This window comes from Kocuria cellulosilytica (genome assembly GCF_040981245.1).
GTDB classification, from domain to species: Bacteria; Actinomycetota; Actinomycetes; order Actinomycetales; family Micrococcaceae; genus Kocuria; species Kocuria cellulosilytica.
The window spans coordinates 1-26,350 of sequence record NZ_JAVFWZ010000003.1; the positions used below are offsets into that span (position 1 = coordinate 1).

At 73.1% G+C, this 26,350-nt stretch carries 26 protein-coding genes, 3 tRNA genes and 1 other RNA gene; 18 read left to right on the plus strand and 12 right to left on the minus strand.

All coding sequences use genetic code 11. The features are described 5' to 3' along the window. Window positions 1-1,682, minus strand: a 1,682-nt coding sequence (gene aceE, locus RCG67_RS05110) for a pyruvate dehydrogenase (acetyl-transferring), homodimeric type (protein WP_368825131.1), incomplete at its 3' end; no start/stop codon positions are given. A gap of 430 nt (window positions 1,683-2,112) precedes the next feature. On the opposite strand from aceE, the gene RCG67_RS05115 reads away from it, so the two are divergent. The 4 genes from RCG67_RS05115 to RCG67_RS05130 all read left to right on the plus strand — a co-directional run bounded on the left by RCG67_RS05115 (window position 2,113) and on the right by RCG67_RS05130 (window position 4,164). After that, window positions 2,113-2,529 (plus strand): DUF3052 domain-containing protein, encoded by a 417-nt coding sequence (locus tag RCG67_RS05115; protein ID WP_058874154.1) that lies wholly within the window; start codon window positions 2,113-2,115, stop codon window positions 2,527-2,529. A 35-nt stretch (window positions 2,530-2,564) separates the two neighbouring features. Next, the gene (locus RCG67_RS05120) at window positions 2,565-3,023 is read left to right on the plus strand and encodes a peroxiredoxin (protein ID WP_058874155.1); all 459 of its coding nucleotides are present in this window, start codon (window positions 2,565-2,567) and stop codon (window positions 3,021-3,023) included. Between the two features lie 32 nt (window positions 3,024-3,055). Continuing rightward, window positions 3,056-3,958: an NAD-dependent protein deacetylase gene (locus RCG67_RS05125; RefSeq protein ID WP_368825132.1), complete on the plus strand. Its 903-nt coding sequence runs from the start codon at window positions 3,056-3,058 to the stop codon at window positions 3,956-3,958. Between the two features lie 130 nt (window positions 3,959-4,088). Then, window positions 4,089-4,164, plus strand: a tRNA-Val gene (locus RCG67_RS05130). A 37-nt stretch (window positions 4,165-4,201) separates the two neighbouring features. On the opposite strand, the gene RCG67_RS05135 is transcribed toward RCG67_RS05130, so the two are convergent. Further along, window positions 4,202-4,483, minus strand: a complete 282-nt coding sequence (locus RCG67_RS05135; RefSeq protein ID WP_058874157.1) for a hypothetical protein — start codon at window positions 4,481-4,483, stop codon at window positions 4,202-4,204. A 185-nt stretch (window positions 4,484-4,668) separates the two neighbouring features. On the opposite strand from RCG67_RS05135, the gene gnd reads away from it, so the two are divergent. Then, the gene (gene gnd, locus RCG67_RS05140) at window positions 4,669-6,126 is read left to right on the plus strand and encodes an NADP-dependent phosphogluconate dehydrogenase (RefSeq protein WP_368825133.1); all 1,458 of its coding nucleotides are present in this window, start codon (window positions 4,669-4,671) and stop codon (window positions 6,124-6,126) included. A 120-nt stretch (window positions 6,127-6,246) separates the two neighbouring features. Here gnd and epsC read toward each other — a convergent pair whose 3' ends face one another. The 3 genes from epsC to msrA form a co-directional block, all read right to left on the minus strand. After that, the gene (gene epsC / locus RCG67_RS05145; RefSeq protein ID WP_058874159.1) at window positions 6,247-6,831 is read right to left on the minus strand and encodes a serine O-acetyltransferase EpsC; all 585 of its coding nucleotides are present in this window, start codon (window positions 6,829-6,831) and stop codon (window positions 6,247-6,249) included. Between the two features lie 158 nt (window positions 6,832-6,989). Continuing rightward, complete coding sequence (gene cysK / locus RCG67_RS05150; protein ID WP_368825134.1) at window positions 6,990-7,925, minus strand: cysteine synthase A; 936 nt, start codon at window positions 7,923-7,925, stop codon at window positions 6,990-6,992. A gap of 150 nt (window positions 7,926-8,075) precedes the next feature. Then, window positions 8,076-8,666, minus strand: coding sequence for a peptide-methionine (S)-S-oxide reductase MsrA (msrA, locus tag RCG67_RS05155; RefSeq protein WP_368825135.1), 591 nt, complete (start codon window positions 8,664-8,666; stop codon window positions 8,076-8,078). An 80-nt stretch (window positions 8,667-8,746) separates the two neighbouring features. On the opposite strand from msrA, the gene RCG67_RS05160 reads away from it, so the two are divergent. Beyond that, window positions 8,747-9,811 carry a Nif3-like dinuclear metal center hexameric protein gene (locus RCG67_RS05160; RefSeq protein ID WP_368825136.1) on the plus strand — a complete coding sequence of 355 codons (1,065 nt, stop codon included), beginning with the start codon at window positions 8,747-8,749 and terminating at the stop codon, window positions 9,809-9,811. Further along, a complete protein-coding gene (locus tag RCG67_RS05165) occupies window positions 9,808-10,542 on the plus strand; it encodes a zinc ribbon domain-containing protein (protein WP_368825137.1) in 735 nt (244 codons plus the stop codon). The genes RCG67_RS05160 and RCG67_RS05165 overlap by 4 nt, the downstream gene beginning before the upstream one ends. 46 nt (window positions 10,543-10,588) lie before the next feature. Here RCG67_RS05165 and rnpB read toward each other — a convergent pair. Further along, an RNA gene (gene rnpB, locus RCG67_RS05170) (RNase P RNA component class A) lies at window positions 10,589-10,981 on the minus strand. A gap of 106 nt (window positions 10,982-11,087) precedes the next feature. On the opposite strand from rnpB, the gene RCG67_RS05175 reads away from it, so the two are divergent. Beyond that, window positions 11,088-11,861, plus strand: a complete 774-nt coding sequence (locus tag RCG67_RS05175; protein ID WP_368825138.1) for a YaaA family protein — start codon at window positions 11,088-11,090, stop codon at window positions 11,859-11,861. Window positions 11,862-12,005: 144 nt separating this feature from the next. Here RCG67_RS05175 and def read toward each other — a convergent pair whose 3' ends face one another. From def to orn, 3 genes are all read right to left on the minus strand, one after another. Further along, a complete protein-coding gene (def, locus tag RCG67_RS05180) occupies window positions 12,006-12,578 on the minus strand; it encodes a peptide deformylase (RefSeq protein WP_368825139.1) in 573 nt (190 codons plus the stop codon). A 98-nt stretch (window positions 12,579-12,676) separates the two neighbouring features. Beyond that, window positions 12,677-12,750, minus strand: a tRNA-His gene (locus RCG67_RS05185). Window positions 12,751-12,880: 130 nt separating this feature from the next. Then, window positions 12,881-13,456 (minus strand): oligoribonuclease, encoded by a 576-nt coding sequence (gene orn, locus RCG67_RS05190; protein ID WP_438612643.1) that lies wholly within the window; start codon window positions 13,454-13,456, stop codon window positions 12,881-12,883. Window positions 13,457-13,653: 197 nt separating this feature from the next. Between orn and mptB the strand changes: the two genes are divergently transcribed. The 6 genes from mptB to ettA all read left to right on the plus strand — a co-directional run bounded on the left by mptB (window position 13,654) and on the right by ettA (window position 19,273). Next, window positions 13,654-15,225 (plus strand): polyprenol phosphomannose-dependent alpha 1,6 mannosyltransferase MptB, encoded by a 1,572-nt coding sequence (gene mptB / locus RCG67_RS05195; protein ID WP_368825141.1) that lies wholly within the window; start codon window positions 13,654-13,656, stop codon window positions 15,223-15,225. Window positions 15,226-15,375: 150 nt separating this feature from the next. After that, window positions 15,376-15,448: transfer RNA gene (locus RCG67_RS05200), tRNA-Arg, on the plus strand. Window positions 15,449-15,790: 342 nt separating this feature from the next. Beyond that, the gene (locus tag RCG67_RS05205) at window positions 15,791-16,021 is read left to right on the plus strand and encodes a hypothetical protein (protein ID WP_368825142.1); all 231 of its coding nucleotides are present in this window, start codon (window positions 15,791-15,793) and stop codon (window positions 16,019-16,021) included. 411 nt (window positions 16,022-16,432) lie between these two features. Then, window positions 16,433-16,573: a hypothetical protein gene (locus RCG67_RS05210; RefSeq protein ID WP_157571375.1), complete on the plus strand. Its 141-nt coding sequence runs from the start codon at window positions 16,433-16,435 to the stop codon at window positions 16,571-16,573. Between the two features lie 273 nt (window positions 16,574-16,846). After that, window positions 16,847-17,440, plus strand: a complete 594-nt coding sequence (locus RCG67_RS05215) for a single-stranded DNA-binding protein (protein WP_368825143.1) — start codon at window positions 16,847-16,849, stop codon at window positions 17,438-17,440. A 150-nt stretch (window positions 17,441-17,590) separates the two neighbouring features. Then, window positions 17,591-19,273 (plus strand): energy-dependent translational throttle protein EttA, encoded by a 1,683-nt coding sequence (gene ettA / locus RCG67_RS05220; RefSeq protein ID WP_368825144.1) that lies wholly within the window; start codon window positions 17,591-17,593, stop codon window positions 19,271-19,273. A 111-nt stretch (window positions 19,274-19,384) separates the two neighbouring features. Here the strand turns inward: ettA and RCG67_RS05225 are convergent, their stop codons facing one another. Further along, a complete protein-coding gene (locus tag RCG67_RS05225; protein ID WP_368825145.1) occupies window positions 19,385-20,275 on the minus strand; it encodes an acyl-CoA thioesterase in 891 nt (296 codons plus the stop codon). Between the two features lie 74 nt (window positions 20,276-20,349). Between RCG67_RS05225 and RCG67_RS05230 the strand changes: the two genes are divergently transcribed. Continuing rightward, window positions 20,350-20,835 carry an acyl-CoA thioesterase gene (locus RCG67_RS05230; protein WP_368825146.1) on the plus strand — a complete coding sequence of 162 codons (486 nt, stop codon included), beginning with the start codon at window positions 20,350-20,352 and terminating at the stop codon, window positions 20,833-20,835. Window positions 20,836-20,840: 5 nt separating this feature from the next. Then, window positions 20,841-21,509, plus strand: coding sequence for a DUF8185 domain-containing protein (locus RCG67_RS05235; RefSeq protein ID WP_368825147.1), 669 nt, complete (start codon window positions 20,841-20,843; stop codon window positions 21,507-21,509). Window positions 21,510-21,526: 17 nt separating this feature from the next. On the opposite strand, the gene RCG67_RS05240 is transcribed toward RCG67_RS05235, so the two are convergent. Both RCG67_RS05240 and pepN read right to left on the minus strand, forming a co-directional pair. Beyond that, window positions 21,527-22,051, minus strand: a complete 525-nt coding sequence (locus tag RCG67_RS05240; protein ID WP_438612644.1) for a globin — start codon at window positions 22,049-22,051, stop codon at window positions 21,527-21,529. A 71-nt stretch (window positions 22,052-22,122) separates the two neighbouring features. Then, window positions 22,123-24,690, minus strand: coding sequence for an aminopeptidase N (gene pepN / locus RCG67_RS05245; RefSeq protein ID WP_368825148.1), 2,568 nt, complete (start codon window positions 24,688-24,690; stop codon window positions 22,123-22,125). Window positions 24,691-24,926: 236 nt separating this feature from the next. Here pepN and RCG67_RS05250 point away from each other — a divergent pair, with 236 nt between their 5' ends. After that, on the plus strand, window positions 24,927-25,448 hold the full coding sequence (locus RCG67_RS05250; protein ID WP_368825149.1) for a ribose-5-phosphate isomerase: 522 nt from the start codon (window positions 24,927-24,929) through the stop codon (window positions 25,446-25,448). Further along, entirely contained in the window at window positions 25,449-26,339 is an 891-nt protein-coding gene (locus RCG67_RS05255) for an Fpg/Nei family DNA glycosylase (protein WP_368825150.1), read from the plus strand. It begins immediately after the preceding gene. Window positions 26,340-26,350 lie beyond the last annotated feature (11 nt).

The window sequence follows — 26,350 nt, forward strand, 5'->3', positions numbered from 1 at the left end:
TTCTGCCCGTTGGGGTTGTAGATCTTGGCCGTGGGGAAGAACGAGTCCATGCCGAAGGTGCGGGCCTCGTCGGGGACGATGGGCACGATCCGGTGGCCGAACTCCTTCTCCCGCAGGAGGTCCTTGAGGATCCGCACGAAGGCCATGGTGGTGGCCGCCATCTGCTTGCCGGAGCCCTTCTTCGCGGACCGGTACGCGTCGTCGGACGGCAGCGCGATCTCGGGCTGCTCGTGCGGGCGGTCCGGGACGAAGCCGCCGAGCTCCTTCCGGCGCTCGAGCAGGTACTTGATCTCCGGGGAGTCCTTGCCGGGGTGGTAGTACGGGGCGCCGTAGAGGTCGCTCTCCAGCTCCTCGTCCGAGACGGGGATGCGCAGGTGGTCCCGGAAGGCCTTGAGGTCCTCCAGGGTCAGCTTCTTCATCTGGTGGGTCGCGTTGCGCGCCTCGAAGTGGCTGCCCAGGCCGTAGCCCTTGACGCCCTGCGCCAGGACCACGGTCGGCTGGCCCTGGTGCTCGGTCGCGGCCTTGTAGGCGGCGTAGACCTTGTGGTAGTCGTGCGCGCCGCGCTTGAGCTCCCAGATCTCGTCGTCGGACATGTCCGCGACGAGCTCCTTGGTGGCCGGGGACTTGCCGAAGAAGTGGTCGCGGATGAAGCCGCCGGACTCCGCCTTGTACGTCTGGTAGTCGCCGTCGAGGGTCTCGTTCATGATCCGCACGAGCTCGCCGTCCTCGTCCTTGGCGAGCAGCTGGTCCCACTCGCGGCCCCAGAGGACCTTCACGACGTTCCAGCCGGCGCCGCGGAAGAAGGCCTCCAGCTCCTGGACGATCTTGCCGTTGCCGCGCACCGGCCCGTCCAGGCGCTGCAGGTTGCAGTTGATCACGAAGTTGAGGTTGTCCAGCTTCTCGTTGGCGGCCAGCTGCAGCAGGCCGCGCGACTCCGGCTCGTCCATCTCGCCGTCGCCGAGGAACGCCCAGACGTGCTGGTCGGAGGTGTCCTTGATGCCGCGGTTGTGCAGGTAGCGGTTGAACTGCGCCTGGTAGATCGCGTTCATCGGGCCGATGCCCATCGACACGGTGGGGAACTGCCAGAAGTCCGGCATGGAGCGGGGGTGCGGATAGGAGGGCAGCCCGTTCGGGGCCTTGGTCTTCTCCTGCCGGAACCCGTCCAGCTGCTCCTCGGTGAGCCGGCCCTCGAGGTAGGCGCGCGCGTAGTTGCCGGGTGACGAGTGGCCCTGCCAGAACACCTGGTCGCCGCCGCCGGGGTGCTCGGGGCCGCGGAAGAAGTGGTTGAGGCCCACCTCGTAGAGGGTGGCCACGCCGGCGTAGGAGGAGATGTGCCCGCCCACGCCGATCTCGGGGCGCTGGGCCCGGTGCACCATCACGGCGGCGTTCCAGCGCAGGAACGCCCGGTACCGCCGCTCGATGTCCTCGTCGCCCGGGAACTCCGGCTCCTGGTCCACGGGGATCGAGTTCACGTAGTCGGTGGTGGTCACCATCGGCACGCCCACGCTCTTCGCGCCCGCGTGCTGGAGCAGGGCACGCATGATGTACTGCGCCCGCTCCGTGCCGTGCGTCTCGATCAGGCCCTCGAAGGACTCGATCCACTCCCGGGTCTCCTCGGCGTCGGAGTCCTTCAGGTTGTTGGTCAAGCCACTGAGGATGTGGTGGTTGCTGGATGAAGGCACGTTAAACCTCTCTTCGTCGAGTTGCCCGATCAGGTTCCCGGGCGGGTGCGCGCGAGGACGCGGCCGGGTCGTCCGACAGTCTCAAAATACCCGTTGCCCGTCCGGACGCCGCCCGGGGCGGGCGGACGTCCGGGAACCGGCCCGTCGTGCGGATTGCGCCGACAGGGCCACCCGGGCGCACGGGGTGTCTGTTGGGACCATGCTTCCACACCCGGGGCGGGCCGTCACACGACGTGTCACCCCACGATTCGGCGGTCCGCACCGTGCGGGAGCTTGAAAGAGTCCCTGATCCGGTGTTGTCTGGACGGTGAAGCCGGTATCCGGCCCGCCACCGGGCCCCCGCGGTCCGCCGACGGGCAGGCGGAGCCCAGCACCGGTACGCAGTGCGTGGTCGTCGTTCGTCGGCCCGATCCCAGAAGGAGCATGAACAGTGAGCGAGGCCAAGACCACCGCGGGTGACGCGGTAGTCCAGCTCGGTTTCAAGGATGGCGACTACATCCAGGAGTTCGGATACGACGAGGACGTCGACCTCGACCTGAGGGACGGCATCGAGGAAGTGATCGGCTCGGACCTGCTCGACGAGGAGGACCAGGAGGTCGTCGACGCCGTGCTCCTGTGGTTCCGCGAGGGCGACGGCGACCTGGTCGACACGCTGGTGGACGTCACCACCACCCTGGACGACGGGGGCGTGGTGTGGGTGCTGACCCCGAAGGCCGGGCGCGACGGCTACGTGCCGCCCGCGGAGGTCCAGGAGGCCGCGCCCACGGCGGGCCTGCACGTGACCACGACCGCGCGCGTCAGCGCGGACTGGGCCGCGACCCGGCTCATGCCCAAGCGCAACGTCTGACCGGGCGCCACGGAACCCACCGGAGGAGACCACGCATGCTCGAGATCGGCGCCCCCGCTCCGGACTTCACCCTCCAGAACCAGTTCGGCGAGCCGGTCGCCCTGAGCGGCCTGCGCGGGCGTCCGGTGGCGATCGTGTTCTTCCCGTTCGCGTTCTCCGGGACGTGCACCGGGGAGCTGTGCCGGCTCCAGGACAGCCTGCCCGTGTTCGACGACGCCGGGGTGCGGCTGCTCGCGGTGTCCGTGGACTCCAAGTACACGCTGCGGGCGTTCGCCCGGGAGGAGTCGTTCGACTTCGACCTGCTCTCCGACTTCTGGCCCCACGGGGCCGTGGCGCAGCGCTACGGGGTGTTCGACGCGGAGGCCGGCCTCGCGGAGCGGGCCACGTTCGTCCTGGACGCGGACGGCGTCGTCGTCGACGCCTTCCGGTCCGAGCGCGGTGTGCCCCGGGAGCTGGAGGCCTACCGCGCGGCCCTCACCCGGCTGCCCGGCTGAGCGCGGCCGGCCCGGTCCCCGAGCGAGCCACGATGCCCACCGTCCGCGCCGGCTACGGCGCCCCCGTGCCCCCCGACCAGTTCCCCGACCCCGACGCCGCCGGGCTCGACGCCGGGCTGGCCCTGGCCGCCGAGCTGCTGGCGGGCCGCCGGACCGCCGTGCTGACGGGCGCCGGGATCAGCACGGACTCCGGGATCCCGGACTACCGCGGCCCCGGCTCCACCCCCCGCACCCCCATGACGTTCGACGAGTTCACGGGCAGCGCCGCGATGCGCAGCCACTACTGGGCGCGCAACCAGTACGGCTGGCGCCACCTGGCCCGGGCCCGGCCGAACCCGGGGCACGCGGCCCTGGCCCGCCTCGAGGAGTCGGGGGCCGTGACGGGCGTGGTCACCCAGAACATCGACCGGCTGCACCAGGCCGCCGGGTCCCTCAACGTCGTGGACCTGCACGGGCGGTACACGCAGGTGGGGTGCCTGCGCTGCGCCAGCCGGATCCCGCGGTCCGTGCTCTCCGAGCTGTTCGACGAGCTCAACCCCGGCTTCTACGACTCGATCTCCTCCGCGGAGGACATCGAGTTCGCCCCGGACGCCGACGCCGTGGTGCCGCGCACGGCCGGGTTCCGGGTGCCGGACTGCCCCGTCTGCGGCGGGGTCCTGAAGCCCGACGTCGTGTTCTTCGGGGAGAACGCGCCCCGGCACCGGGTGCTGCGCGCGCTGCGCATGGTGGACGCCGCGGACGCCCTGCTGGTCGTCGGGTCGTCCCTGACGGTGAACTCGGGGCGGCGCTTCGTCCGGCACGCCGTGCGCGCCGACGTGCCGGTGGTGATCGTCAACCACGGGCGCACCCGGGGGGACGCCGCGGCACGGCTCAAGGTCGACGCCTCCGCGACCGAGTTCCTGGTGGGCCTCGAGCAGCGACTCGCCCGCCCGTAGGCTCCCCGCGGAATATGGGCAACGTCACACCGGAGCGGGCCCCCGGCCGGTCGGCGCCGGTCCGCCGCGGCGGGTAGCCTGTTCGGGAACCGGGTGCCGGCGGTTGCGCAAACCTCCCACCCGGTTGTCAGGGTCTTTAGCTCAGCTGGTAGAGCGCCACGTTTACACCGTGGATGTCATCGGTTCGATCCCGGTAGGACCCACCACGACGCGCCGGGGCCGTCCGCGGGAACCGGCACGCGGTCAGCGGAAGTACACCTGCTTGTTCCCGGGGCGGGTGCAGAGGACCACGATGCTGCCCGTGCGAGCGGCCTTCCGGGCCCGCTTCACGTAGCCGGAGGGCGGGCCCCCGCACAGCCGGGCGGCCCCCTCGGTGGCCTGGCCGACCGTGGCCTCGTCGAGCACCACCCTGGTGCCCAGGACCAGGTCGACCCCGCCAGCGGCGGCGGCGGGCGCGAGCGCGGCGCCCGACCACAGGGCGGCACCGGCCACGGCCCCCGCCAGTGCCCTCGTCCACGCGTTCATCCCCGGCCCCCCGACTCGTCGTGCTGCAGGACCAATCTAGGGGCCCCTGCGGAGCGCGCGGCGATTGTGACGCCGGTGCTCTCCCGGACGTCGCCGTCGGCCCGCCCGCGCGATCCGCCCCGGGAAGCGGCGGCAACAAGTGCGCACCGGACGTGGCAGGTCCCCGGGGTTTGTAGGCTGGGGGCATGCCAGCAGAACAGAAAGCCCAGATCGGCGTCACCGGCCTCGCGGTCATGGGCGCCAACCTCGCCCGCAACTTCGCCCGGCACGGTTACACCGTCGCCCTCCACAACCGCTCCGTCGGAAAGACGGACGCCCTGCTCGACGCCCACGGCGACGAGGGGACGTTCATCCGCACGGAGAGCCTCCAGGAGCTCGTGGACGCCCTCGAGACCCCTCGCCGCATCCTGGTGATGGTCAAGGCCGGCGCCCCCGTGGACGCCGTCATCGAGCAGCTCGTGCCGCTGCTCGAGAAGGACGACATCATCATCGACGGCGGCAACTCCTACTTCCAGGACACCCGGCGCCGCGAGCGGGAGCTCGCCGAGAAGGGCCTGGACTTCGTGGGCGTGGGCGTCTCGGGCGGTGAGGAGGGCGCCCTGCTCGGGCCCTCCATCATGCCCGGCGGCCCGGCCAAGTCCTACGACTCCCTCGGCCCCCTCCTCGAGGACATCGCCGCCAAGGCCGAGGACGGCAGGCCGTGCTGCGCGTGGATCGACACGGACGGCGCCGGACACTTCGTGAAGATGGTGCACAACGGCATCGAGTACGCCGACATGCAGGTCATCGGCGAGGCGCACGAGCTGCTCCGCTCCGTCGCGGGGCTCGAGCCGGCCGAGCAGGCCGACGTCTTCGAGCAGTGGAACCGCACCGAGCTGGCCTCCTACCTCATCGAGATCACCGCCCACGTGCTGCGCCAGGTCGACGCCCGCACCGACCAGCCCCTCATCGACGTGATCGTCGACGCCGCGGGGCAGAAGGGCACCGGCCGCTGGACGGTCCAGGAGGCCCTCGAGCTGGGCTCCCCGGTCACCGCGATCGCCGAGTCCGTCTTCGCCCGGGCACTGTCCTCCGCCGAGCCGGAGATGCGCCTCGAGGCGCAGCGCGTGCTGCCCGCCGGCGTCGGGGGCACCACCGAGGACGTCGTGCACGACCCCGAGTTCGTGGAGGACGTGCGCAAGGCCCTGTACGCCTCGAAGCTCGTCAGCTACGCCCAGGGCCTCGACATGCTCACCATGGCCGGCCGGGAGTACGGCTGGGACCTGGACCTCGCCACGATCGCGAGCCTGTGGCGCGAGGGCTGCATCATCCGGGCCGAGCTGCTCGAGGTCATCATGGAGGCGTACAAGGGCGACAAGCAGCCGCTGAACCTGCTGTTCGCCCCCGAGTTCGTCACCGCGATCGAGGACGCCCTGCCGTCCTGGCGGCGGGTCGTGGCCCGTGCCGTGGAGCGCGGCATCCCGGCGCCGGTGTTCGCCACCACGCTAAACTACTACGACTCGCTGCGCCGGCCCCGGCTCAACGCGGCCCTCACGCAGGGGCTGCGCGACTACTTCGGCGCGCACACCTACCGGCGCACCGACGACGCCGAGGGCGTCTACCACACCCTCTGGAGCGGGGACCGCTCCGAGGTCGTCGCCTGATCGGCCCGACCCCCGCACGACGGCGCCGGCCGGCCGTCTCCCGATCCGGGAGCGGCCGGCCGGCGTCGTGCTGACCGGGACGGCTCGGATCCGCATGGTGGCTCGGATCCGCAGAGCGGGTCAGATCCACATGGCGGGATCGATGTAGCTGGAGGGGTCCACGAGCGGCTGCTGCTTCTCCGGGGTGCGCGGGCGGACCTTGCCGGGGATCCCGGTCACGATCGAGTCCTCCGGGACGTCCTTGACCACCACGGCGTTGGCGCCCACGGCGGAGTCGGCGCCGATCTCCACCGGGCCGAGGATCTTCGCGCCGGCGCCGATCACCACCCGGTCGCCCACGGTGGGGTGCCGCTTGACCTTCTCGAGGGAGCGCCCGCCCAGGGTCACCCCGTGGTAGATCATCACGTCCTCGCCGATTTCGGCGGTCTCCCCGATGACCACTCCCATGCCGTGGTCGATGAAGAAGCGGCGCCCGATGGTGGCGCCGGGGTGGATCTCCACGCCGGTGAGGAAGCGGCCGAGCTGGGAGACCGTGCGGGCCAGCAGCCGCCGGTCGGGTCGTTGCCAGAGCCGGTGGGACAGCCGGTGGATCCAGATGGCGTGCAGACCCGAGTAGTTGAGGGCGATCTCCGCCCGGGAGCGCGCGGCCGGGTCGTGCGTCCGGGCCGTCTGCAGGTCCTCGGCGAGTCGGCTCCAGAAACTCACGGCTGTCCTCTGTTCTTCCGGGGGCGGGGTCGTGTCCCGCCGGGGCCGGCGGGACGTGCGGGGGCGCGGACGGGAACGACCCGCCCACCACCGGGGGCAACGTCACCGGAAGGCGGCGCTATTCCCGGCGGGGACGGGTCGTGCGGGCGTCGCTGGGCTCAGCCCCGGATGTCCTCGTAGAGCAGGGTGGAGATGTAGCGCTCGCCGAAGTCGCACACGATCGCGACGATCAGCTTGTCCCGGTTCTCCTCCTTGGCGGCCTCCTGGAGGGCGGCCCAGACGATGGCGCCCGAGGAGATCCCCCCGAGGATGCCCTCCTTGGTGCCGAGCTCGCGGGCGACCCGCACGGAGTCCTCGACGGTCACGTCGTAGACGTCGTCGTAGATCTCGCGGTCGAGGATGTCCGGGACGAAGTTCGCCCCGAGGCCCTGGATCTTGTGCGGACCGGCCTTGCCCTCGGTGAGCAGCGGCGAGTCGGCCGGCTCGACGACGACGAGGCGCACGTCCGGCTTCTGCTCGCGCAGGTAGCGGCCCGCGCCCGTGATGGTGCCGCCGGTGCCCACACCGGAGATGAACACGTCGACCTGGCCCTCGGTGTCCTCCCAGACCTCGGGGCCCGTGGTCGCGTAGTGGATCGCCGGGTTGGCCTCGTTGGCGAACTGGCTGGCGAGGACCGCGTTCTCGGTCGTCTCGACGATCTCCTGGGCCTTCTCCACGGCGCCGCGCATGCCCTCGGCGCCCGGGGTGAGCACGATCTGGGCGCCGTAGGCGCGGAGCATGACCCGCCGCTCCGTGGACATGGTCTCGGGCATGGTCAGGATGACCTTGTAGCCGCGGGCGGCGCCGACCATGGCCAGCGCGATCCCGGTGTTGCCGGAAGTGCCCTCGACGACCGTGCCGCCCGGCTTGAGCTGGCCGGACTTCTCGGCGGCGTCGATGATGGCCACGCCGATGCGGTCCTTGACGGAGCTGGCCGGGCTGTAGAACTCCAGCTTCACGGCGACGTTGCCGGGCAGGCCCTCGTCGAGCCGGTTCAGGTGGACGAGCGGGGTGCGGCCCACGATCTCGGTGACGTCGTTGTAGATCTTCGCCATGTGCGTACCTCGGTTTCTGAGTGGTCGGTTCTCTGTCGGGCTTCTGTGTCGGATTCCGGTGGAGCTCGGGTGCTGCACTGGCCGCCGGTGCTCTGGGGGGCCCGCGGCGGCGCGGTCCTAGCTCAGCCTAGCCAGGCCCCGCAACCGCTACTACGCGGTAAGCCACGCGGAGTAACGTTGCCGGACCTTCGCCAGCTTGGGGTTGATGATCACCTGGCAGTAGCCGTTCCAGGGCTGGGCGGCGTAGAAGTCCTGGTGCTCGGGCTCCGCCTCCCAGAACGTGCCCAGCGGCTCGAGCGTGGTGACGATCGGCTGGTCCCACGCGGGCTGCGTCCGGGCGATCGAGCGCTCGAACAGCTCCCGCTGGGACTCGTCGGCCCAGAACATGGCGGACCGGTACTGGGTGCCCACGTCGTAGCCCTGCCGGTTGAGCGTGGTGGGATCGTGGCCGGTGAAGAAGAGGTCGAGGATCACGTCCGCCGGCACGACCGACGGGTCGAAGGTCACGGCGACCGCCTCCGCGTGGCCGGTCGTGCCCGAGCACACCTCGTAGTAGCTCGGGCGCCCGGGACCGCCCCCGGTGTACCCGGAGACCACGGAGGTGACTCCCCGGGTGATGCGGTAGACGGCGTCGAGGCACCAGAAGCACCCGCCGGCGAGCACGAAGGTCACGGGGCCGGCGGGGTCGCCGGGAGCGGGAGCAGGGACGGGGCGTGCGTCGTCGTGCGCGGAGAAGGCCATGACCCGTACAACACCGCACGGCCCGCATCATTCCCGGGGCCCTCCGGGCCCGCGCCGGGGACGGCTCCTAGACTGGCCCCATGAGCGAGCAGAGCACGTCCCCGCCCCGGCCCGCGCCCTCCCTGTCGGAGGTGCTCGAGGCCGTCGAGCAGCTGTGGCCCCTGCGCCTGCAGGAGCCCTGGGACGCCAGCGGGCTCGTCACCGGGCGCCCGGACCAGCCGGTCCGCCGGATCCTCTTCGCGGTGGACCCCGTGGCCGACGTCGTGGCCGAGGCGGTCGCCACCGGCGCCGACCTGCTGATCACCCACCACCCCCTGCTCCTGCGCGGGGTGACCTCGGTGGCCGCCGACGGCTTCAAGGGCGCCGTGGTGCACGAGCTCATCGAGCACCGGTGCGCGCTGCTCGCCTGCCACACCAACGCGGACTCGGCCCCGGACGGCGTCTCGGACGCCGTGGCCCGGGCCGCGGGGCTCACGACGACGACGCCGCTCGCCCCGCACCCCCACGACCCGGCCGTGGGCATCGGGCGCGTGGGGGAGCTGGCGCGTCCCGTCCGCCTGCGCGAGCTGGCCCGGCGCCTGGCCGACGCCGTGCCGCCCACCGCCCACGGCGTGCGCGTGGCCGGGGACCCGGACGCCCTCGTGCGGCGCGTCGCGGTGTGCGGGGGAGCGGGGGACTCGCTCCTCGACGCGGTGCGGGCCGCGGGGGCCGACGCCTACGTGACCGCGGACCTGCGCCACCACCCCGCGTCCGAGGCGCGCGAGGCCGCCGTGGGGCCCGGGGCCGACGGCACGCCGTACCTCGTGGACCTGTCCCACTTCGCGAGCGAGTGGCTGTGGCTGCCCGTGGGCGCCGCGGCGCTGCGGGCGGCGCTCGCCGCCCGCGGCCACGACGTCGAGGTCGAGGTCTCGCACCGGCGTTCCGACCCGTGGGACTTCCGCCTCGACCACCCCGGCCACGACGGGCCCGACCCCGTCCGGTCCGGCCGGGACCACCCCGGCCACGACGGGCCCGACCCCGTCCGGTCCGGCCGGGACCACCCCGGCCACGACGGGTCCGACCCCGTCCGGTCCGGCCGGGACCACCCCGGCCACGACCGTTCCGCCCCCGACCCCGCCGCCCCGACCGCAGGAGGACCCGCATGAGCACCGCCACGCCTGAGCAGCAACGAGCCCTGCTGGCGCTCGAGCAGGTCGACGCCCGGCTGCGCCGGATCACCGCCCGGATCGCGGAGCTGAAGGCCGACCCCGAGGTCGCCGCGGCGCTGCAGCTGCGGGCCCGGGCGATCGCCACCGCGAAGGAGCTCGAGTCCGGGGAGCAGGCGATCCGCGACCGGCTGGCGGCCGCCGAGCAGAAGGCCGCCCGCGTCCAGGCCTCGATCGAGAAGGACCGCCGGCGCCTCGAGCAGGGCGGATCCGCCAAGGACCTCATGGGTCTGCAGCACGAGATCGAGACCCGCACCCGGCAGCTGGCCGAGGCCGAGGAGGCGGAGCTGGAGATCATGCAGGAGCTCGACGACGCCGTGGCGCACCGCGCCCGGATCACCCCGCGGCTCAAGGAGGCCGACGCGGAGGCGCGCCGTCTCGTTGCGGCACGGGACGAGGAGGGCCGGACCCTGACGGCCGAGCGCGGCGACCTGGCCGGCACGCGCACCGCCGCCACGGAGGGCGTGGGCCATCCCGGCCTGCTGGCGCGGTACGAGAGGATCCGGACCGGGCGCGGCACCGAGCGGCCGGCGGCCGCGGAGCTGCGGGGCACCGTGTGCGGGTCCTGCGGATCGGCGCTCAGCCCCACGGACGCCGCGACGTTCCGGGCCGCGGCCGCGGACGAGGTGCTCACGTGCCCGGAGTGCGGGGTGATCCTCGTCCGCTCCTGAGGCCCCGGCTGGGCCGGGCGCGCCGGCGGCGCCGGGAGGGAAGCGGGGGACAGGCCGGCCTGTAAGCCGGGTTCTGTGCACACGGCCGGTCGCCCGCGCCGTGCTGGTGACCATCCATCTAGGCCCACCGTTGCCGGTGGGCTCGAGCGGCCTACCCGGGTGCTCGGACGAGCAGCCCTCGGACGCACCCTGTCTGGCCTTGCTCCGGATGGGGTTTGCCGAGCCGCGCCGGTCACCCGGCGCGCTGGTGGTCTCTTACACCACCTTTTCACCCTCACCCGCTGCCCGGACGGACCGGGGCGGGCGGTCTGTTTTCTGTGGCACTTTCCTGCGGGTCTCCCCGAGTGGGCGTTGCCCATCATCCTGCTCTGCGGAGCCCGGACTTTCCTCGCGCCGCGGCAGCCGGAGCTGCGCGGCCCGCGGTCACCCGGCCGACCTGTCCGCCGCCCATCCTACCCGCCGGACCAGCGGGTCCGGACCGGGCCGGGGCTCCCGGTCCGCCCCGGCGGGCGCACCGGCCCCGCCGGGTCACTAGACTTCTGCGGGTGCTGATCCTCCTCCCGCCCTCCGAGACCAAGACCGCCCCCGACGCCGGTGCGCCCGTCGACCCCGCGCTGCTGTCCTTCCCCAAGCTCACGGCCGCCCGCGAGCAGGTCCTGGCCGAGCTGGCCGCGACGAGCGCCCGCGACGACGCGCTCGAGCTGCTGGGCGTGGGGGAGCGGCTGCGGGGAGAGGTCGAGCGCAACACCCGCCTGGGCGCGGAGCCCGCCGCCCCGGCCCTGAGCGTCTACACCGGCGTCCTCTACGACGCCCTGGACCCGGCCGGGATGCCCGGGGCGCAGCGGGCCGCCGCGGCGGAGACCCTCGTCGTCGTCTCGGCCCTGTGGGGCGCGGTGCGCCCCGCCGACCGGATCCCCGCCTACCGCCTGGCCATGGGGGCGGAGCTGCCGGGGCTCGGCCGGCTCGCCGCCCACTGGAAGCAGCACCTTCCGGCCGTGCTGGGACCCGCCGCCGGGGACGGGATCGTCGTGGACTGCCGGTCGGCGGCCTACGCGGCGGTGTGGCGCGGCCCGCGCGAGCGGACGGTGGGCGTGAAGGTGGTCCGGGAGCGTCACGGGAAGCGGCAGGTCGTCTCGCACATGGCCAAGCACACCCGCGGGCTGCTCGCCCGGCACCTGGTCGAGCGCGCCGCCGAGGGTCAGCGCCCAGGGACGCCGCAGGAGCTGCTCGCGGCGGCGCGGGAGCGCTGGCACGCCGAGCTCACCGAGCCCACGGCCCGGTCGGCGGGCGAGCTCGTCGTGGTGCGCACCGAGGACTGAGCCCGGGGGCGGGCCGGTCGCGCAGGTCGCGGGTCCTCGGCTCGGGCCCGGGGCCTGCGCCGGAGACTGTCGAGCCCGGGTCAGGGGCCTGCGCGGCCGGCTGCCGGGGCTCGGGCGCGGACCTGCGCCGGGCCCGCCGGGGGGTCAGTGGCCGAACGGGTCCTCGTCGACGCCCGGCGTCCAGGTGTGGCCGGCCCGGCCCCAGCCCTCGGCCTTGACGGCCTTGCGCGCCTTCCGGGCCCACCGGTCGTTGAGCCGGTCCACGTAGAGCTTGCCGTCCAGGTGGTCGTACTCGTGCTGCATGACCCGGGCGAACCATCCCGTGGCCTCGAAGTCCACCGGACGGCCGTCGGCGTCGAAGCCGGCGACCCGGACCCAGTCCGCGCGCTTGAGCGGCCAGCTGTGGCCCGGCACGGACAGGCAGCCCTCGGCCTCCTCGTCCGGGTCCGGCGGGTCCTGGGAGATCTTCCCCGGGGTTAGGACGGGATTGACCAGGACGCCGCGCGGCGGCACGCCGTCGTCGTTCTGGAAGGTGTAGGTGAAGATCCGCAGCCCCACGCCGATCTGCGGAGCGGCGAGGCCCACGCCGTGGGCGGCGTCCATGGTCTCGTACATGTCCTCGACGAGGGCGCGCAGCTCCTCGTCGAAGCGGGCCACCTTCGCGGCGGGACGGTGGAGGACGGGATCACCGGTGATCACCACGGGACGGACGGCCATGACGCACTTCCTTCGACTTGCCGGGGCTGACGCCCCTTCGAACCGGACCGGGAACGACGAAAGGCCGTCCCGAGTCCTCGGGACGGCCTTTCACAGCGGGTGAGCGACGGGGGTTGAACCCGCGACCTCCTGGACCACAACCAGGCGCTCTGCCGAACTGAGCTACGCCCACCATGAACGCCCGCCGGAAGACCGTGCTTCCGCTGGGCAACGCATACGAGTGTACCGCATTCCCGGACCGCCCCGGACCACGCCGGAGTCCTTCCTCCGCCGCCCGCGGGCCGCGCCGGCGGAGGACGGGCTCAGGCGCCCGTGCGGGAGGCGGAGATCTCCGCGGCGATGGTCCTCGCGGTCTCCGAGTCCGGTCCCGGCTCGGGAGCGAACACGGCGCGACGGTAGTAGCGCAGCTCGTCGATCGAGTCCCGGATGTCGCCGAGGGCCCGGTGGTTGCCGGTCTTCGGCGGGGCCTGGAAGTAGGCCCGGGGGAACCAGCGGCGGGAGAGCTCCTTGATGGTGGAGACGTCGATCACGCGGTAGTGCAGGTGCGCCACGAGCTCCGGCATGTCGCGCACCAGGAACGTGCGGTCCGTGCCCACCGAGTTCCCGCCCAGGGGCGCCCGGCCCGGCTCGGGCACCCACTGCTTGACGTAGGCGAGGACCTGCGCCTGCGCCTCCTCCATCGTCATGCCGGAGGGGAGCTCGTCGAGCAGCCGGGAGGAGGTGTGCATGTTCCGCACGAAGTCCCCCATCTGCGCCAGCGCCGCCTCGCTCGGTCGGATCACGACGTCGACGCCCTCGCCGAGGACGTTGAGCTCGTCGTCGGTGACGAGCGCCGCCACCTCGATGAGGGCGTCGTCCTCGAGGGACAGCCCCGTCATCTCGCAGTCGATCCACACTATGCGTCCGTTCGAAATAGCCACCCGGACAATCTACCGTGCCGCCCCGACGGCGGAGCTCCCGCCCCGGCTCCTCCGGGGATCCCGCAGCGGCCGGGGATAGGATCGGGGCGACCACGGGTCCGTGCTGCGCCCAGCCGCGGCACCCGAAGCCACCGGACGGGCGCATCGGGAGAGCAGTGCAGACCACTTCGAGGACGGCGGCCCCGGGCGAGGGCCCCGACGGCGTCCGGCCGCCGGCGGATCCCGGGAGCTCGCGGTACATCTCCGGATCGCCGCTGCGGACCGTGATCATGGGCACCGTCGGCTCCGTCATGCTGCTCGTCGGCTCCCTCGGCGTCGGCTGGCTCGCCTCCGTCTCCCCGCTGCGGCAGGCGCCGGTGATCATCGGCATGCGCTTCACCACCACCGGGGTGATCGTCTCCATTCTCCTGCTCGCCGTGGGCGGGATGCTCCTGATCCGCGAGTGGCTGCGGCTGGGGCAGAAGCTCAACCGGTGGGGACCGGGCAGCGGCCGGTGGGTGCTCACCGCCATCGCGGCGTGGTCCGCCCCCATGCTCGTGACGATCCCGCTGTTCAGCCGCGACGTGTACTCCTACATCGGCCAAGGCAGGGTCATGGCCAACGGGCTCAACCCCTACGAGCACGGCGTCTCCACGATCGACAACTTCTTTCAGCTCGGCGCGGACCAGATGTGGTCGGAGTCCCCGCCGCCCTACGGGCCGCTCTTCCTGTGGATCGAGCAGTTCGTGGTGGCCGTCACCGGGGCGGACCCGGACGCCGCCGTGCTCTGGTTCCGGGGGCTGTGCGTGCTCGCCGTGATCGCGTGCATGTGGCTGATCCCGCGGCTCGCACGGCTGCACGGCATCAACCCGGCACGGGCCCTGTGGCTGAGCGTGGCGAACCCCCTGTTCCTCACGAACTTCATCGTCTCCGTGCACAACGACGCCATCATGATCGCCCTGGCCCTGGGCGGCACCTACGCGGCCGCCGTGCACCGGAACTGGAAGGGCGGACTGCTCGGCACCACGCTCGTCACCCTGTCCGTGGCGATCAAGCCCATCACGCTCGTCTTCCTCCCGTTCATCGGCCTGCTCTGGGCGGGCCGGGGCGCCTCGTGGACCCGCCGCTTCGTGATCTGGTTCCTCGTGCTCGCCTACTCGATCGCCCTGCTCGGGCTGATGGGCCTGGTCAACGGCTTCGGCTTCGGCTGGGTCGCCGCCATGTCCACCCCGGGCTCGGTGTCCATCTGGTACGCCCCCGTGGGCTTCGTCGGCGGCCTGGCCGCGACCCTGGCCGCGGCCGTGGGCGGCGACTCGGGCCAGTGGCGGGAGGTCACCCACTCGGTGGGGCAGGCGCTCGCGGTGCCGGTGATCCTCTGGCTCATGTTCGTGGGCCGGGACGAGCGGATCATCCGCCGTCTGGCGTGGGCGTTCGCCGCGATCGTGCTCTTCTCCCCGATGATCCAGGCCTGGTACGTGGTGTGGCTCATCCCCCTGTTCGCCGTCACGGGCATCCGCAGCGACTGGCAGGTGGACATCCTGTTCTTCCTCACCGTCTTCTTCATGATCTACGCGGTGTCCGACCAGCTGGACGTCTTCCCGTACCTGGACCTGGACCTTAGCTCCGGCCGGCTGATAGCGGCGGTCGTCGCCCTCTCCTACGGCGTGTACCTGTGGTTCATCGACCCGGCGACCCGGCGGCTCTTCCGTGGCCGCTATCAGCCCCCGGTGCAGAGCGCCGTGATCTGAGCCGGGCCGGGCCGCCCCGGCGGCCGGGCGGTTCCTCCGCGGCCGCTGCCCGCCCTCGGTGCGGCGTGCCGCGCACCGACGGCGGACCGGGCCGCCGCGGCGAGTTGGTAAACTCGTGCGCGGCGCCCGGGACGGTCTCCCGGGCGGCCCGCCTCAGTAGCTCAGTGGATAGAGCAGGAGCCTTCTAATCTCTTGGTCGGGGGTTCGACTCCCTCCTGGGGCACCCGTGCGACCCCGTCCCGCCGGCTCACCGCCGGCAGGGCGGGGTCGTTGTCACTCCGGGACGAGGACGCCGTGGCCGTCATCCCGCCCCTCGCGCCCACCGCTGCTATGTGCTTTCGCGAAAGTGTGGACAGCCACCACCCTGTGAATTCGCATACGTTAAGAAGCACATCGCGGGGTGCGGTGCTCCGGCCACCCGACGTCCTCGCCGGGACGGGGAAGGGGAGGACCAGCACCTCGGCGACGTCCCCGGCGGCAGCCCGCCGGGACGGCCGCAGTTCCCGGACGGGGTGCCCGGGGCGGCCACGGACCGTGCGTCCGGATCCGATCCAGGGGAGGAACCATGAGCGTCACCATCATCAGGCAGTGGACGGGCCGGGGGGCCCGCTACTACCACTACGACACGGTGGAGGAGGCCACGGAGGACACCAGGGACTTCATCGTCCGGCAGGTCGGCGAGGACATCGATCCGCAGCAGCTGGAGACCATCACCCGTGGCGTCGTCGACCTGCACTGCATGCACCTGGACTTCCGGGAGGACTGCGTCGTCGTCGAGCCGGGGAGCGCCGCGTAGCCGCAGGGGTCGCACGGGAAAGGACACGGGTGCGCGGCGCGGTGGCCGCACGCGGGGGAGAGCGCGCCCGGCGCGGAGCCGGCTGTGCCGGGCCAGGGCGGCCGCACTGCACCGTCGGGTCCGCGCCGCGAGGGCGTGCCGGCCGACGACCGCGGGAACGCCTTGCCGGCCGCAACGAAGCGCTGCGGCCGGCAGGCCGCCCGGCGGCGATCCTGCGGGCCACGGCCCCCGTCCGGCGCAGCCGCCCCCGAGGCGGCGGGCGCGCGGCCGTCGCGGAGCGCGGAAAAGCCGCTCCCCGGTGCATCCACAGGGGTTCCCGCACCGGTAGTAGGGGTGAGGACACCCGCGCAGGATGTCGTCCGGCAGGCCACCACCTGCCAGGCCACTGCAACGAACATCGAGGTGAGTCCGATGGCCCGGATCCGGCTCTGCCAGTGCGGCGCCCCGCCCCTGTACGGCCCGTGGTGCTGGGCGTGCTCCCACGAGCAGGAGCGGCGCCGGGAACCCCTCGGCGTCATCGCTTGGAACGCCGCCGACATCGACGGACAGTGAGCACGTCCGCAGTCCGACGGTGCCGGGCCGTGGGCGGGTGACCACGAGCGCGACCCTTCGCCTCACGGGCCATGGACCTCGCGACGGGCGAAGCCGCCGGACGCGGGGCCCTCGGCCGCACTGCACAGCGCACCGTTCCCCGGCGACGACGGACCCGCCGTCCACACCGCGGGCGTCCGCGCCGCGGCGGCCCACGGTGCGGACGGACGCTGGGTGCACCCCGCCACCGGGGCCAGCACCGGCCGCACCGGCCGCCGTCCAGAGGAGTTCTCGATGACCGAGCAGATCACCGTCCGCGGCTACGTGGCCACGGATCCCGAGTCCCGCAGCCTGCCCGACGGCACCGTGGTGGTGACCTTCCGCCTGGCCTCCACCCCGCGCTGGTTCGACCAGCAGGCCGGTTCGTGGCGGGACGGGCACACCAACTGGTTCTCGGTCCAGGCGTTCCGCGCTCTGGGGCTCAACGTCCTGGCCAGCATCAAGAAGGGCCAGCCCGTGGTGGTGGTCGGCAAGCTCAAGGTCCGGTTCTGGGAGGGCGAGCACGGCCGCAACACGGCGGTCGACGTGGACGCGGTGTCCGTCGGCCACGACCTCGGGCTCGGCACGGCCTGCTTCCAGCGCACCGTGAGCTCCTCGCCGCCCGCCGACCAGGCGGGGGAACGGCTCGCCGGACAGCCCGAGGACGCAGCGGCGACCGGTGCCGCGGACGCTCCGGCGGCCCCGGGCGAGGTTCCATCGGGCTCGGGCGGCGACCACGACGCCGGGGCCCCGGCCGTCCCGGAGGGCGTCGACCCGGAGACCGGTGAGCTCGTCGGGGCGGCGGCCGACCCCGGCCGGCGCTCCCGCCGGCAACCCGCGGCGGGCTGAGCCGCCCGGGCGGGGCCGGCCCGGTGTGCCGGGGACGGATCGGACCGCGGGGCCGCCCTGGTGTCCGAGGGACGGAGCGGGGCCGCGATGTGGCCGTCCTCGCTCCGTCCCCGCCCGTGGGCCGCCGCGGAGCGGGGTAGCCTTGAGGGCATGGCGGAATTCATCTACACAATGTCCAAGGCCCGCAAGACCGTGGGCGACAAAGTCATCCTGGACGACGTCACCATGTCGTTCTACCCCGGCGCGAAGATCGGCGTCGTGGGGCCCAACGGGGCCGGCAAGTCCACCATCCTCAAGATCATGGCCGGTCTCGACCAGCCCTCCAACGGAGAGGCGAGGCTCAGCCCCGGCTACACCGTCGGCATCCTGCTGCAGGAGCCGCCGCTGAACGAGGAGAAGACCGTCCTCGGCAACGTCGAGGAGGGCGTGGGCGAGATCAAGGCCAAGGTCGACCGCTTCAACGCGATCTCCGAGGAGATGGCCCAGCCGGACGCCGACTTCGACTCCCTCATGGAGGAGATGGGCAGGCTCCAGGAGGACATCGACGCCGCCAACGCCTGGGACCTCGACTCCCAGCTGGAGCAGGCGATGGACGCCCTGCGCTGCCCGCCGCCGGACACCGACGTCAAGGTCCTCTCCGGTGGCGAGCGCCGCCGCGTGGCCCTGTGCAAGCTGCTGCTGCAGAAGCCGGACCTCCTGCTGCTGGACGAGCCCACCAACCACCTCGATGCCGAGTCCGTGCTGTGGCTCGAGCAGCACCTGAAGGACTACCACGGCGCCGTCATGGCCGTGACCCACGACCGGTACTTCCTCGACCACGTGGCCGAGTGGATCTGCGAGGTCGACCGCGGCCGGCTGTACGGCTACGAGGGCAACTACTCGGCCTACCTCGAGACCAAGCGCGCCCGCATGGAGGTGCAGGGCAAGAAGGACGCCAAGCAGGCCAGGCGCCTGGCCGACGAGCTCGAGTGGGTGCGCTCCAACGCCAAGGGCCGGCAGGCGAAGTCGAAAGCCCGTCTGGCCCGCTACGAGGAGATGGCCGCCGAGGCCGAGAAGACCCGCAAGCTGGACTTCGAGGAGATCCAGATCCCGCCGGGACCCCGCTTGGGCAACCTGGTGATCGAGGCGAAGGACCTGCAGAAGGGCTTCGGGGACCGCAGCCTCATCAAGGGGCTGTCCTTCTCCCTGCCGCGCAACGGCATCGTGGGCGTCATCGGCCCCAACGGCGTCGGCAAGTCGACCCTGTTCAAGACCATCGTGGGGCTTGAGGAGCTGGACGGCGGGGAGCTGCGGATCGGCGACTCCGTCAAGATCTCCTACGTGGACCAGAACCGCGCGAACCTCGACGCCAACAAGTCGCTGTGGGAGGTCGTCTCCGACGGCCTCGACTACATCAACGTCGGCAACGTCGAGATGCCCTCGCGCGCCTACGTCTCCGCGTTCGGGTTCAAGGGCCCCGACCAGCAGAAGAAGGCGGGGGTGCTCTCCGGCGGTGAGCGCAACCGGCTGAACCTGGCCCTGACCCTCAAGCAGGGCGGCAACCTGCTGCTGCTCGACGAGCCCACCAACGACCTCGACGTCGAGACCCTCGGCTCGCTGGAGAACGCCCTGCTGGAGTTCCCGGGCTGCGCCGTGGTGGTCTCCCACGACCGGTGGTTCCTCGACCGGGTCGCCACCCACATCCTCGCGTGGGAGGGCACCGAGGAGGAGCCGGACCGGTGGTACTGGTTCGAGGGCAACTTCGAGTCCTACGAGGCCAACAAGGTGGAGCGCCTCGGCGCCGACGCCGCGCGGCCGCACCGCGTCACCCACCGCCGCCTCACCCGCGACTGACGCGGAGCCGGGCCGCGCCCGGACTCCTCGACGGCACCGAAGGGGCCCGTCCGGCGGGAGAGAACCGTTCTCTCCCGCCGGACGGGCCCCTTTGACGTGCTCCGGTGCGGCCTAGGCGAACTCCGGGAAGCGCATCATGCCCTCCTGGGCGGTGGTGGCCACGAGCCGCCCGTCCCGGGAGAACATCCGGCCCACCCCGAGGCCGCGGGCCGAGGACGCATTGGGGGAGGACTGCACGTAGAGCAGCCACTCGTCGGCGCGGGCCTCCCGGTGCCACCACATCGCGTGGTCGAGCGAGGCGATGTTCATGCCCGGCTGGATCCACGTCCTGCCGTGCAGCCGGAGGATGGGCTCGAGCAGGGTGTAGTCGCTCGCGTAGGCGAGCGCGGCGCGGTGCACGTTCGGGTCGTCCGGCAGGGGCTTCAGGGTCTTGATCCACACCGCGTTGAACGGCTCGCCGCGGGAGTCCGGCTTGAAGTAGATCGGCTCGGTGATGTAGCGCATGTCGAAGGGCCGCTCGTGGGCGATCGCCTGCGCCTCGGGGGCGTCGACGTGGCCCAGCAGCTCCACGGCGCTCGGCAGGGACTCCGGGTCGGGCAGGTTCTGGGGCGACTCGTCCTGGTGGTCCAGGCCCCGGGCCGGGACCTGGAAGGACGCGATGGCCGAGAGGATGGCCCGCCCCTCCTGGTAGGCGTGCACGCGGCGGGCGGAGAAGGACCGGCCGTCCCGGATCCGCTCCACCCCGAAGGTGATCGGCCGGGACACGTCCCCGGCGCGCAGGAAGTACCCGTGCAGGGAGTGCACGATCCGCTCGGGCTCCACGGTGCGCATCGCGGCGGTCACCGCCTGCGCCAGGACCTGGCCGCCGTAGACCCGGCCGCGCGCGGGGGAGATGGAGTGGCCCACGTAGATGTCCTCGAGAGTGCGGGCGCCACCCCCGTCCGCGAGATCGAGCATGTCGAGCAGGGCCTGCGTGGGGTCCGGGATGGGGCTGTAGGTCATGGGCCTCACTCTAGCCAGGACGCCGGTCGCGCCGCGGCGCGACCGGCGGGGCGCGGTGTGATGGGATGGGGGTCATGTCTTCGCTGCTGATCCCCATCCAGATGCGCTTCGGCGACATCGACAGCTACGGCCACGTCAACAACGTCACGATGCTCCAGTACCTGGAGGACGCCCGCGTGCGACTCATGGCCCGGCCGCTGCCCGAGAACGCCGTGCCTGGGGCGCCCGCGGACGCCACGTTCCGCTCCCTGCTGGGCGACCGGATGACCGTGATCGGCCGGCAGGAGGTCGAGTACGCCCAGCAGCTGCTGTACCGCCCCGAGCCGGTGTTCGTGCGCGTGTGGGTCTCCTCCGTGGGCGGGTCGAGCTTCGTGCTGGACTACGCGGTCCAGGAGGAGGACGGCTCCCGGGTCTACGCCGTGGCCCAGACCGTGGTCGTGGTGATCGACCGGGCCACCGGGCGTCCCGTGCGCCTCGACGAGACGCCGCGGAGCGCGCTCGGCCTGTGGTCGGACGCCCCGACCCGCTTCGCCCGCCGGCCCGTCCCCGCCGAGGCCTGAGCACCGTGAGCCGTTCCCTTCCCCTGACGGACCCGCGGGACGTCGCCGACCTGCGGACCTACCTGTCCCGCGCCCGCGGCGTGGATCCCCAGGGCGCGGTGCGCTTCCAGGCCCGCGGGCGTGCCCTGGGCGTCTACGTGTGCGTGCTCGAACCGCACGGCCTGCTCGACAGCACGCCCACGGTGCTGGGCCTGCGCACCGCGGCGCTGGCCCAGGAGCAGTCCCTGGACGTCACCGTCCCGCTCGGCGGGGTCCTCGACCGCATGCCGCGCCAGGACCAGGACGCCACGGACGTGGGGCTGCCCCCGATGGACGCGACCGTCTCCTGGGCGGGGATCGCCCCGCCGCTGAGCGGGTGGGCGCCGGTGGGGGACGTCGCCGGGGACGAGCTGCGCGAGGCCGCCCGGGCCGGGGTCGCCGAGGTCGCGCGGACGGTGCCCACGGACGCGGGGGCCGCCGTCGTCGACACCGTGCGCTCGCAGGTCTGGGGCCGCTCGTCCGGGTGGGCGGAGCCCCTCGCGGGACGCCTCACCGGGGCGCCGCCGCCGGACGGCGCGGCGTTCGCCGCGTACTCCCTCGGCTTCCTGCGCCCCGGCACGGCGGTCGCCGTGGCCGAGAACGGCCGCTGGGTGCGCCTGAGCACCCCCGGCGGGCACGTCCTCGCCAAGCGCTGAGTCGGCGCGGGGCCGGCTCAGCCGGGCCGGTTGACCATCGCGTGGGCGGCCCGGTCGAAGTAGTCCCAGATGATCCCGTCGTGCAGCGGGGAGAGCTCCAGGGTGTCCAGGGCCGCGCGCATGTGCGTCAGCCACGTCTCCCGCGCCCAGGTGTCCACGGGGAACGGCATGTGCCGCATCCGCAGCCGCGGGTGCCCGCGCCGCTCCGAGTAGGTGGTCGGCCCGCCCCAGTACTGCTCGAGGAACATCCGCAGCCGCTCCTCGGCGGGGCCGAGGTCGTCCTCCGGGTAGAGCGCCCGGAACCGTTCGTCCTGGGCCACCCGGGCGTAGAACTCGTGCACGAGCTTCACGAACGTCTCGTGCCCGCCCACCTGCTCGTAGAACGACGACGCCGTGCCCGCCTCGGCCTGCTGCCGCTCGTCGCCGACCTGCGGCACCGGGCGGCGCAGCTGGGAGAGCGGGGCCCCCACGGCGAAGGACCTCGCCCCGGGCGGGGCCGCGGCGGCGGGGTCGGTCCGCGGGTCCGCGCCGGCCGGGGGCATCGCGCCGGGGCCGCCGGGAGCGTGCCCACCGGGGCCGTGCTCGCCGGGACCGGGCCGTCGCTGCTCGCCGCTCACGCGCGCACCGCCTCGTAGGCGGCGTCCACGGCCTGCGCGCGGACCGCGCGCGCGGTCGCGTCGCGCTGCTCGAGCACGAGCCGTCGGAGCCCGTGCAGATCCTCGGGCAGGTCCGCGAGGAAGACGTCCGTGGCGTCGACCGTCTCCTGGGCGGGGATGTTCGGGTACATGCCGGTCGCGATCTGCTGGGCGAGCTCGTGGGTGCGGGTGCGCCAGACGTCCGGGATCGCCGCGAAGTACTGCTCGGCGTACGGGGCGAGCAGGGCCGTGTCGGCGGCCGTGCGGAACCCGTCGATCGCCGCGTCCTGGATCGAGTTGGGCAGCGACCCGTCCACCACGATCTGCTGCCAGGCCCGGGCCTTGGCCTCGGCCGTGGGGATCGACGCCCGGGCGCGGGCGGCCGCGATCGCGCCGTTCTCGGTGTTGTCCCGGGCGAGCATCGCGTCCACGTCCGCGTCGCCGAGGCGCCCGCCGGCGCACAGCGCGGTGAGCAGGCTCCAGCGCAGGTCGGTGTCCAGCGCCAGGCCCGGCAGGGAGCCCCGCCCGTCGAGGAGCTGCTCGAGGACGTCGAGCTGCTCCCCGGTGCGGGCGTGCCGGGCGAAGGCCTTCAGGAACTGCAGCTGCTGGTCGGACCCGGCGGCCGCCTCCTCGGTGAGCCGCCGGAGCCGGTCGGCGGCGGTGCGCACGGTGGTCCCGCGCACGGGCTCCGCCACGTAGCCGTCCAGCACGGTGTCGAGCTGGCGCAGCTGCACCTGGATGCCGGTCGAGGACGTCTCGTGGGCGATGTTGCCCAGCACGAGCTCCACGTAGCGGCGGGCGGGCGTCTCGCCGTCGTGCACGCCGTCCCAGACGGAGGCCTGGACGAGGGCGCGCGGGAGCGGGTCCTCGAAGTTCTTCAGGTGGGTGAGGGCGGTGTCCAGGGAGCACTCGTCGAGCCGGATCTTCGCGTAGGCGAGGTCGTCGTCGTTGAGCAGCACGAGGTCCGGCAGCTCCCGGCCCACCAGCTCGGTCACCTCCGTGGACGCACCGTCCACGTCGAGCTCCACCCGGTGGGTGCGCACGAGCTTGCCCTGCTCCGGGTCGTGGTCGTAGAAGCCCACGGCCAGGCGGTGCGGGCGCAGCGTGGGGTGCTCCGCGGGCGCCGTCTGCTCGATCCGGAAGGCGCGGATGATCCCGTCCTGGTCGGTCTCCAGGGCCGGGCTCAGCGTGTTCACGCCGGCGGTCCCCAGCCACTTCGCGGCCCACCCGTCGAGGTCCCGGCCGCTGGCCTCCTCGAGCCGGACCATGAGGTCGCGCAGCTCGGTGCTGCCCCAGGCGTGCTCGCGGAAGTACCGGTTCAGCCCGGCCATGAACTGCTCCTGGCCAACCCAGGCCACCAGCTGCTTGAGCACCGAGGCGCCCTTGGCGTAGGTGATCCCGTCGAAGTTCACCAGCACGTCCTCGAGGTCGCGGATCTCGGCCTCGATGGGGTGCGTGGTGGGCAGCTGGTCCTGCTCGTAGCCCCAGGACTTCTCCCCGGCGGCGAACGTGGTCCACGCGTCCGTCCAGCGGGTGTTCTCCGCCGCGGCGAGCGTGGACATGAACTCCGCGAAGGACTCGTTGAGCCACAGGTCGTTCCACCAGCGCATGGTCACGAAGTCGCCGAACCACATGTGGGCGAGCTCGTGCAGGATCGTGACGGCCCGCCGCTCCACCCGGGCCTGCGTGGGCCGGGAGCGGAAGACGTAGAGCTCCACGAAGGTCACCGCGCCGGCGTTCTCCATGGCCCCGGCGTTGAACTGGGGGACGAACAGCTGGTCGTACTTCTCGAACGGGTAGGGCACGCCGAACTGCGCCTCGTAGAACTCGAAGCCCTGCTTGGTGACGCCGAACATCTCCTCCGCCTCGACGTGCTCCATGAGCGATCGCCGGGCGTACAGGCCCAGGGGGATCCTGCGGCCGTCGGCGCTGGTGAGCTCGTCGTGCACCGACGCGTACGGGCCGGCGATCAGCGCCGTGACGTAGCAGGGGACCACCGGGGTGGGGGCGAAGGACCACGTGGCGGCGCCCTCGCCGGCGGGGACGGGCTCCGGGGTGGGCTGGGTCGAGACCACCGTCCAGTGCTCGGGGGCCGTGACCGTGAACGCGAATCGCGCCTTGAGGTCCGGCTGCTCGAACACGGCGAACATCCGCCGGGTGTCCGCCACCTCGAACTGGGTGTAGAGGTACACCTCGTCGTCGACCGGGTCCACGAACCGGTGCAGGCCCTCGCCGGTGTTCATGTACCGGCAGTCCGACTCGACCGTCAGCACGTTCTCCCCGGCGAGCCCGGGCAGCTGGATCCGCACGCCGTCCGAGACCTCGGCGGGGTCGAGCCGCGTGCCGTTGAGCACCACGGAGTGCACGGCGTCGGTGATCGCGTCGATGAACGTCGTGGCGCCCGGGGTCGCCCGGAAGCGCACGGTGGTCGTGGAGCGGAAGATGCGCTCGCCGCGGGTCAGGTCGAGGACCACGTCGTAGGCGTCCACCGCCACGGTCTCGGCCCGCGCGGCCGCCTCCTGGCGGGTCAGGTTGGTTCCGGGCACTTCAGTGCCGTCCTCTCGTCGGGGTCGGGTCGGGGTCGTGATCGGGCGTCCGCGGCCGGTGGGCCGCGGCGGATCGTCCCATTATGTCAGCCGGGTCCGGACCGTCCCGGGAGGCCCTGCGGTGTCCGCCCCGGCCGGCGCGGCACCCACTACGCTGGAGGGCGGCCGGTCCGCCGCCGCGGGCCCTGCGCCACGACCCCGCCCCGTTCCCGCGACATCCCAGGAGCACGCCGCCCATGCGCGTCCACATCGCCACCGACCACGCCGGACTGGACCTCTCCCGCTTCCTGGTGGAGGAGCTCGTCGCCGCCGGCTACGACCTCGTCGACCACGGCCCCGCCGAGTACGACGCCCTCGACGACTACCCCGCGTTCTGCATCAGCGCCGCGCGCGCGGTCCGGGCGGACCGGGACGCCGGTCTCGACTCCCTCGGCATCGTGCTGGGCGGATCGGGCAACGGCGAGCAGATCGCCGCGAACAAGGTCGCGGGCATCCGGGCGGCCCTGGCCTGGAACCTGGACACCGCCCGGCTCGCGCGCCAGCACAACGACGCCCAGGTCGTGGCCGTCGGGGGCCGCCAGCACCCCCGGGAGGAGGCGCTGGAGATCGTGCGGGCGTTCCTCGCGGAGCCCTTCTCCGGGGAGGAGCGCCACGAGCGGCGGATCGCGCAGATCGGCGAGTACGAGACCACCGGCACCGTCGCCGGCAGGCTGGAGGAGCTGCGCCCGCGCGAGTTCCCGGCCGCCCGGGAGGCCTGAGTGCCGGAGGGCCACTCGGTCCACCGGCTCGCCCGCCAGTTCGCCGACTGCTTCGTGGGACAGGCCCTGTCCGTGAGCTCCCCGCAGGGGCGCTTCGCCGACGGCGCGGCCGCTCTGGACGGCGCCGTGCTCGAGGCGGCGCGGGCCCACGGCAAGCAGCTGTTCCTCGACTTCGCCGGGGACCGCGTGCTGCGCTCGCACCTCGGCCTCTACGGCGCGTGGAGCTTCGGCGGCACCGACCGCTTCCGGGGCGCCTCCTCGATCGGGGCCCCGCGCCGGATCGGGGAGCGGGAGGCCCTCGACGACGGCGCCCCCCCCGGCGGCCCGCCGGTCCCGCCCCCGCCGGTGGGGGCGGTGCGCGTGCGGCTGGTCGGGGACGAGGGCTGGGCCGACCTGCGCGGACCCGCGCTGTGCGTGCTCGAGACCCGCGCCGAGGCCGAGGCGGCCCGGGCGCGCCTGGGGCCGGACCCGCTCGACCTGCACGCGGACCCCGCCCCCTTCGTGGCGGCGGTGCGGCGCAGCCGCCGCCCGGTGGGCGCGCTGCTGATGGACCAGGCGGTCGTGGCCGGGGTGGGCAACATCTTCCGGGCGGAGTCGCTGTTCCGGCGCGGACTGAACCCGATGACGCCGGGGCGTGCGCTCGGCGAGCCCGTGCTGCTCGCGCTGTGGGCGGAGAACGCGGCCCTCATGCGCACGGGCGTGCGGCTCGGCCGGATCGTGACGACCGACCCCGCGGACCGCCCGGGCACGCCGGAGGAACGGGCCTCGCCGGAGCACGCCCACCTGGTCTACAAGCGCCAGGGCTCGCCGTGCCGCCGGTGCGGTACGCCCGTGGCGGCGGGGGAGCTGGAGGGGCGCGCGCTCTACTGGTGCCCCTCCTGCCAGCGCTGACCCGGGTCCCG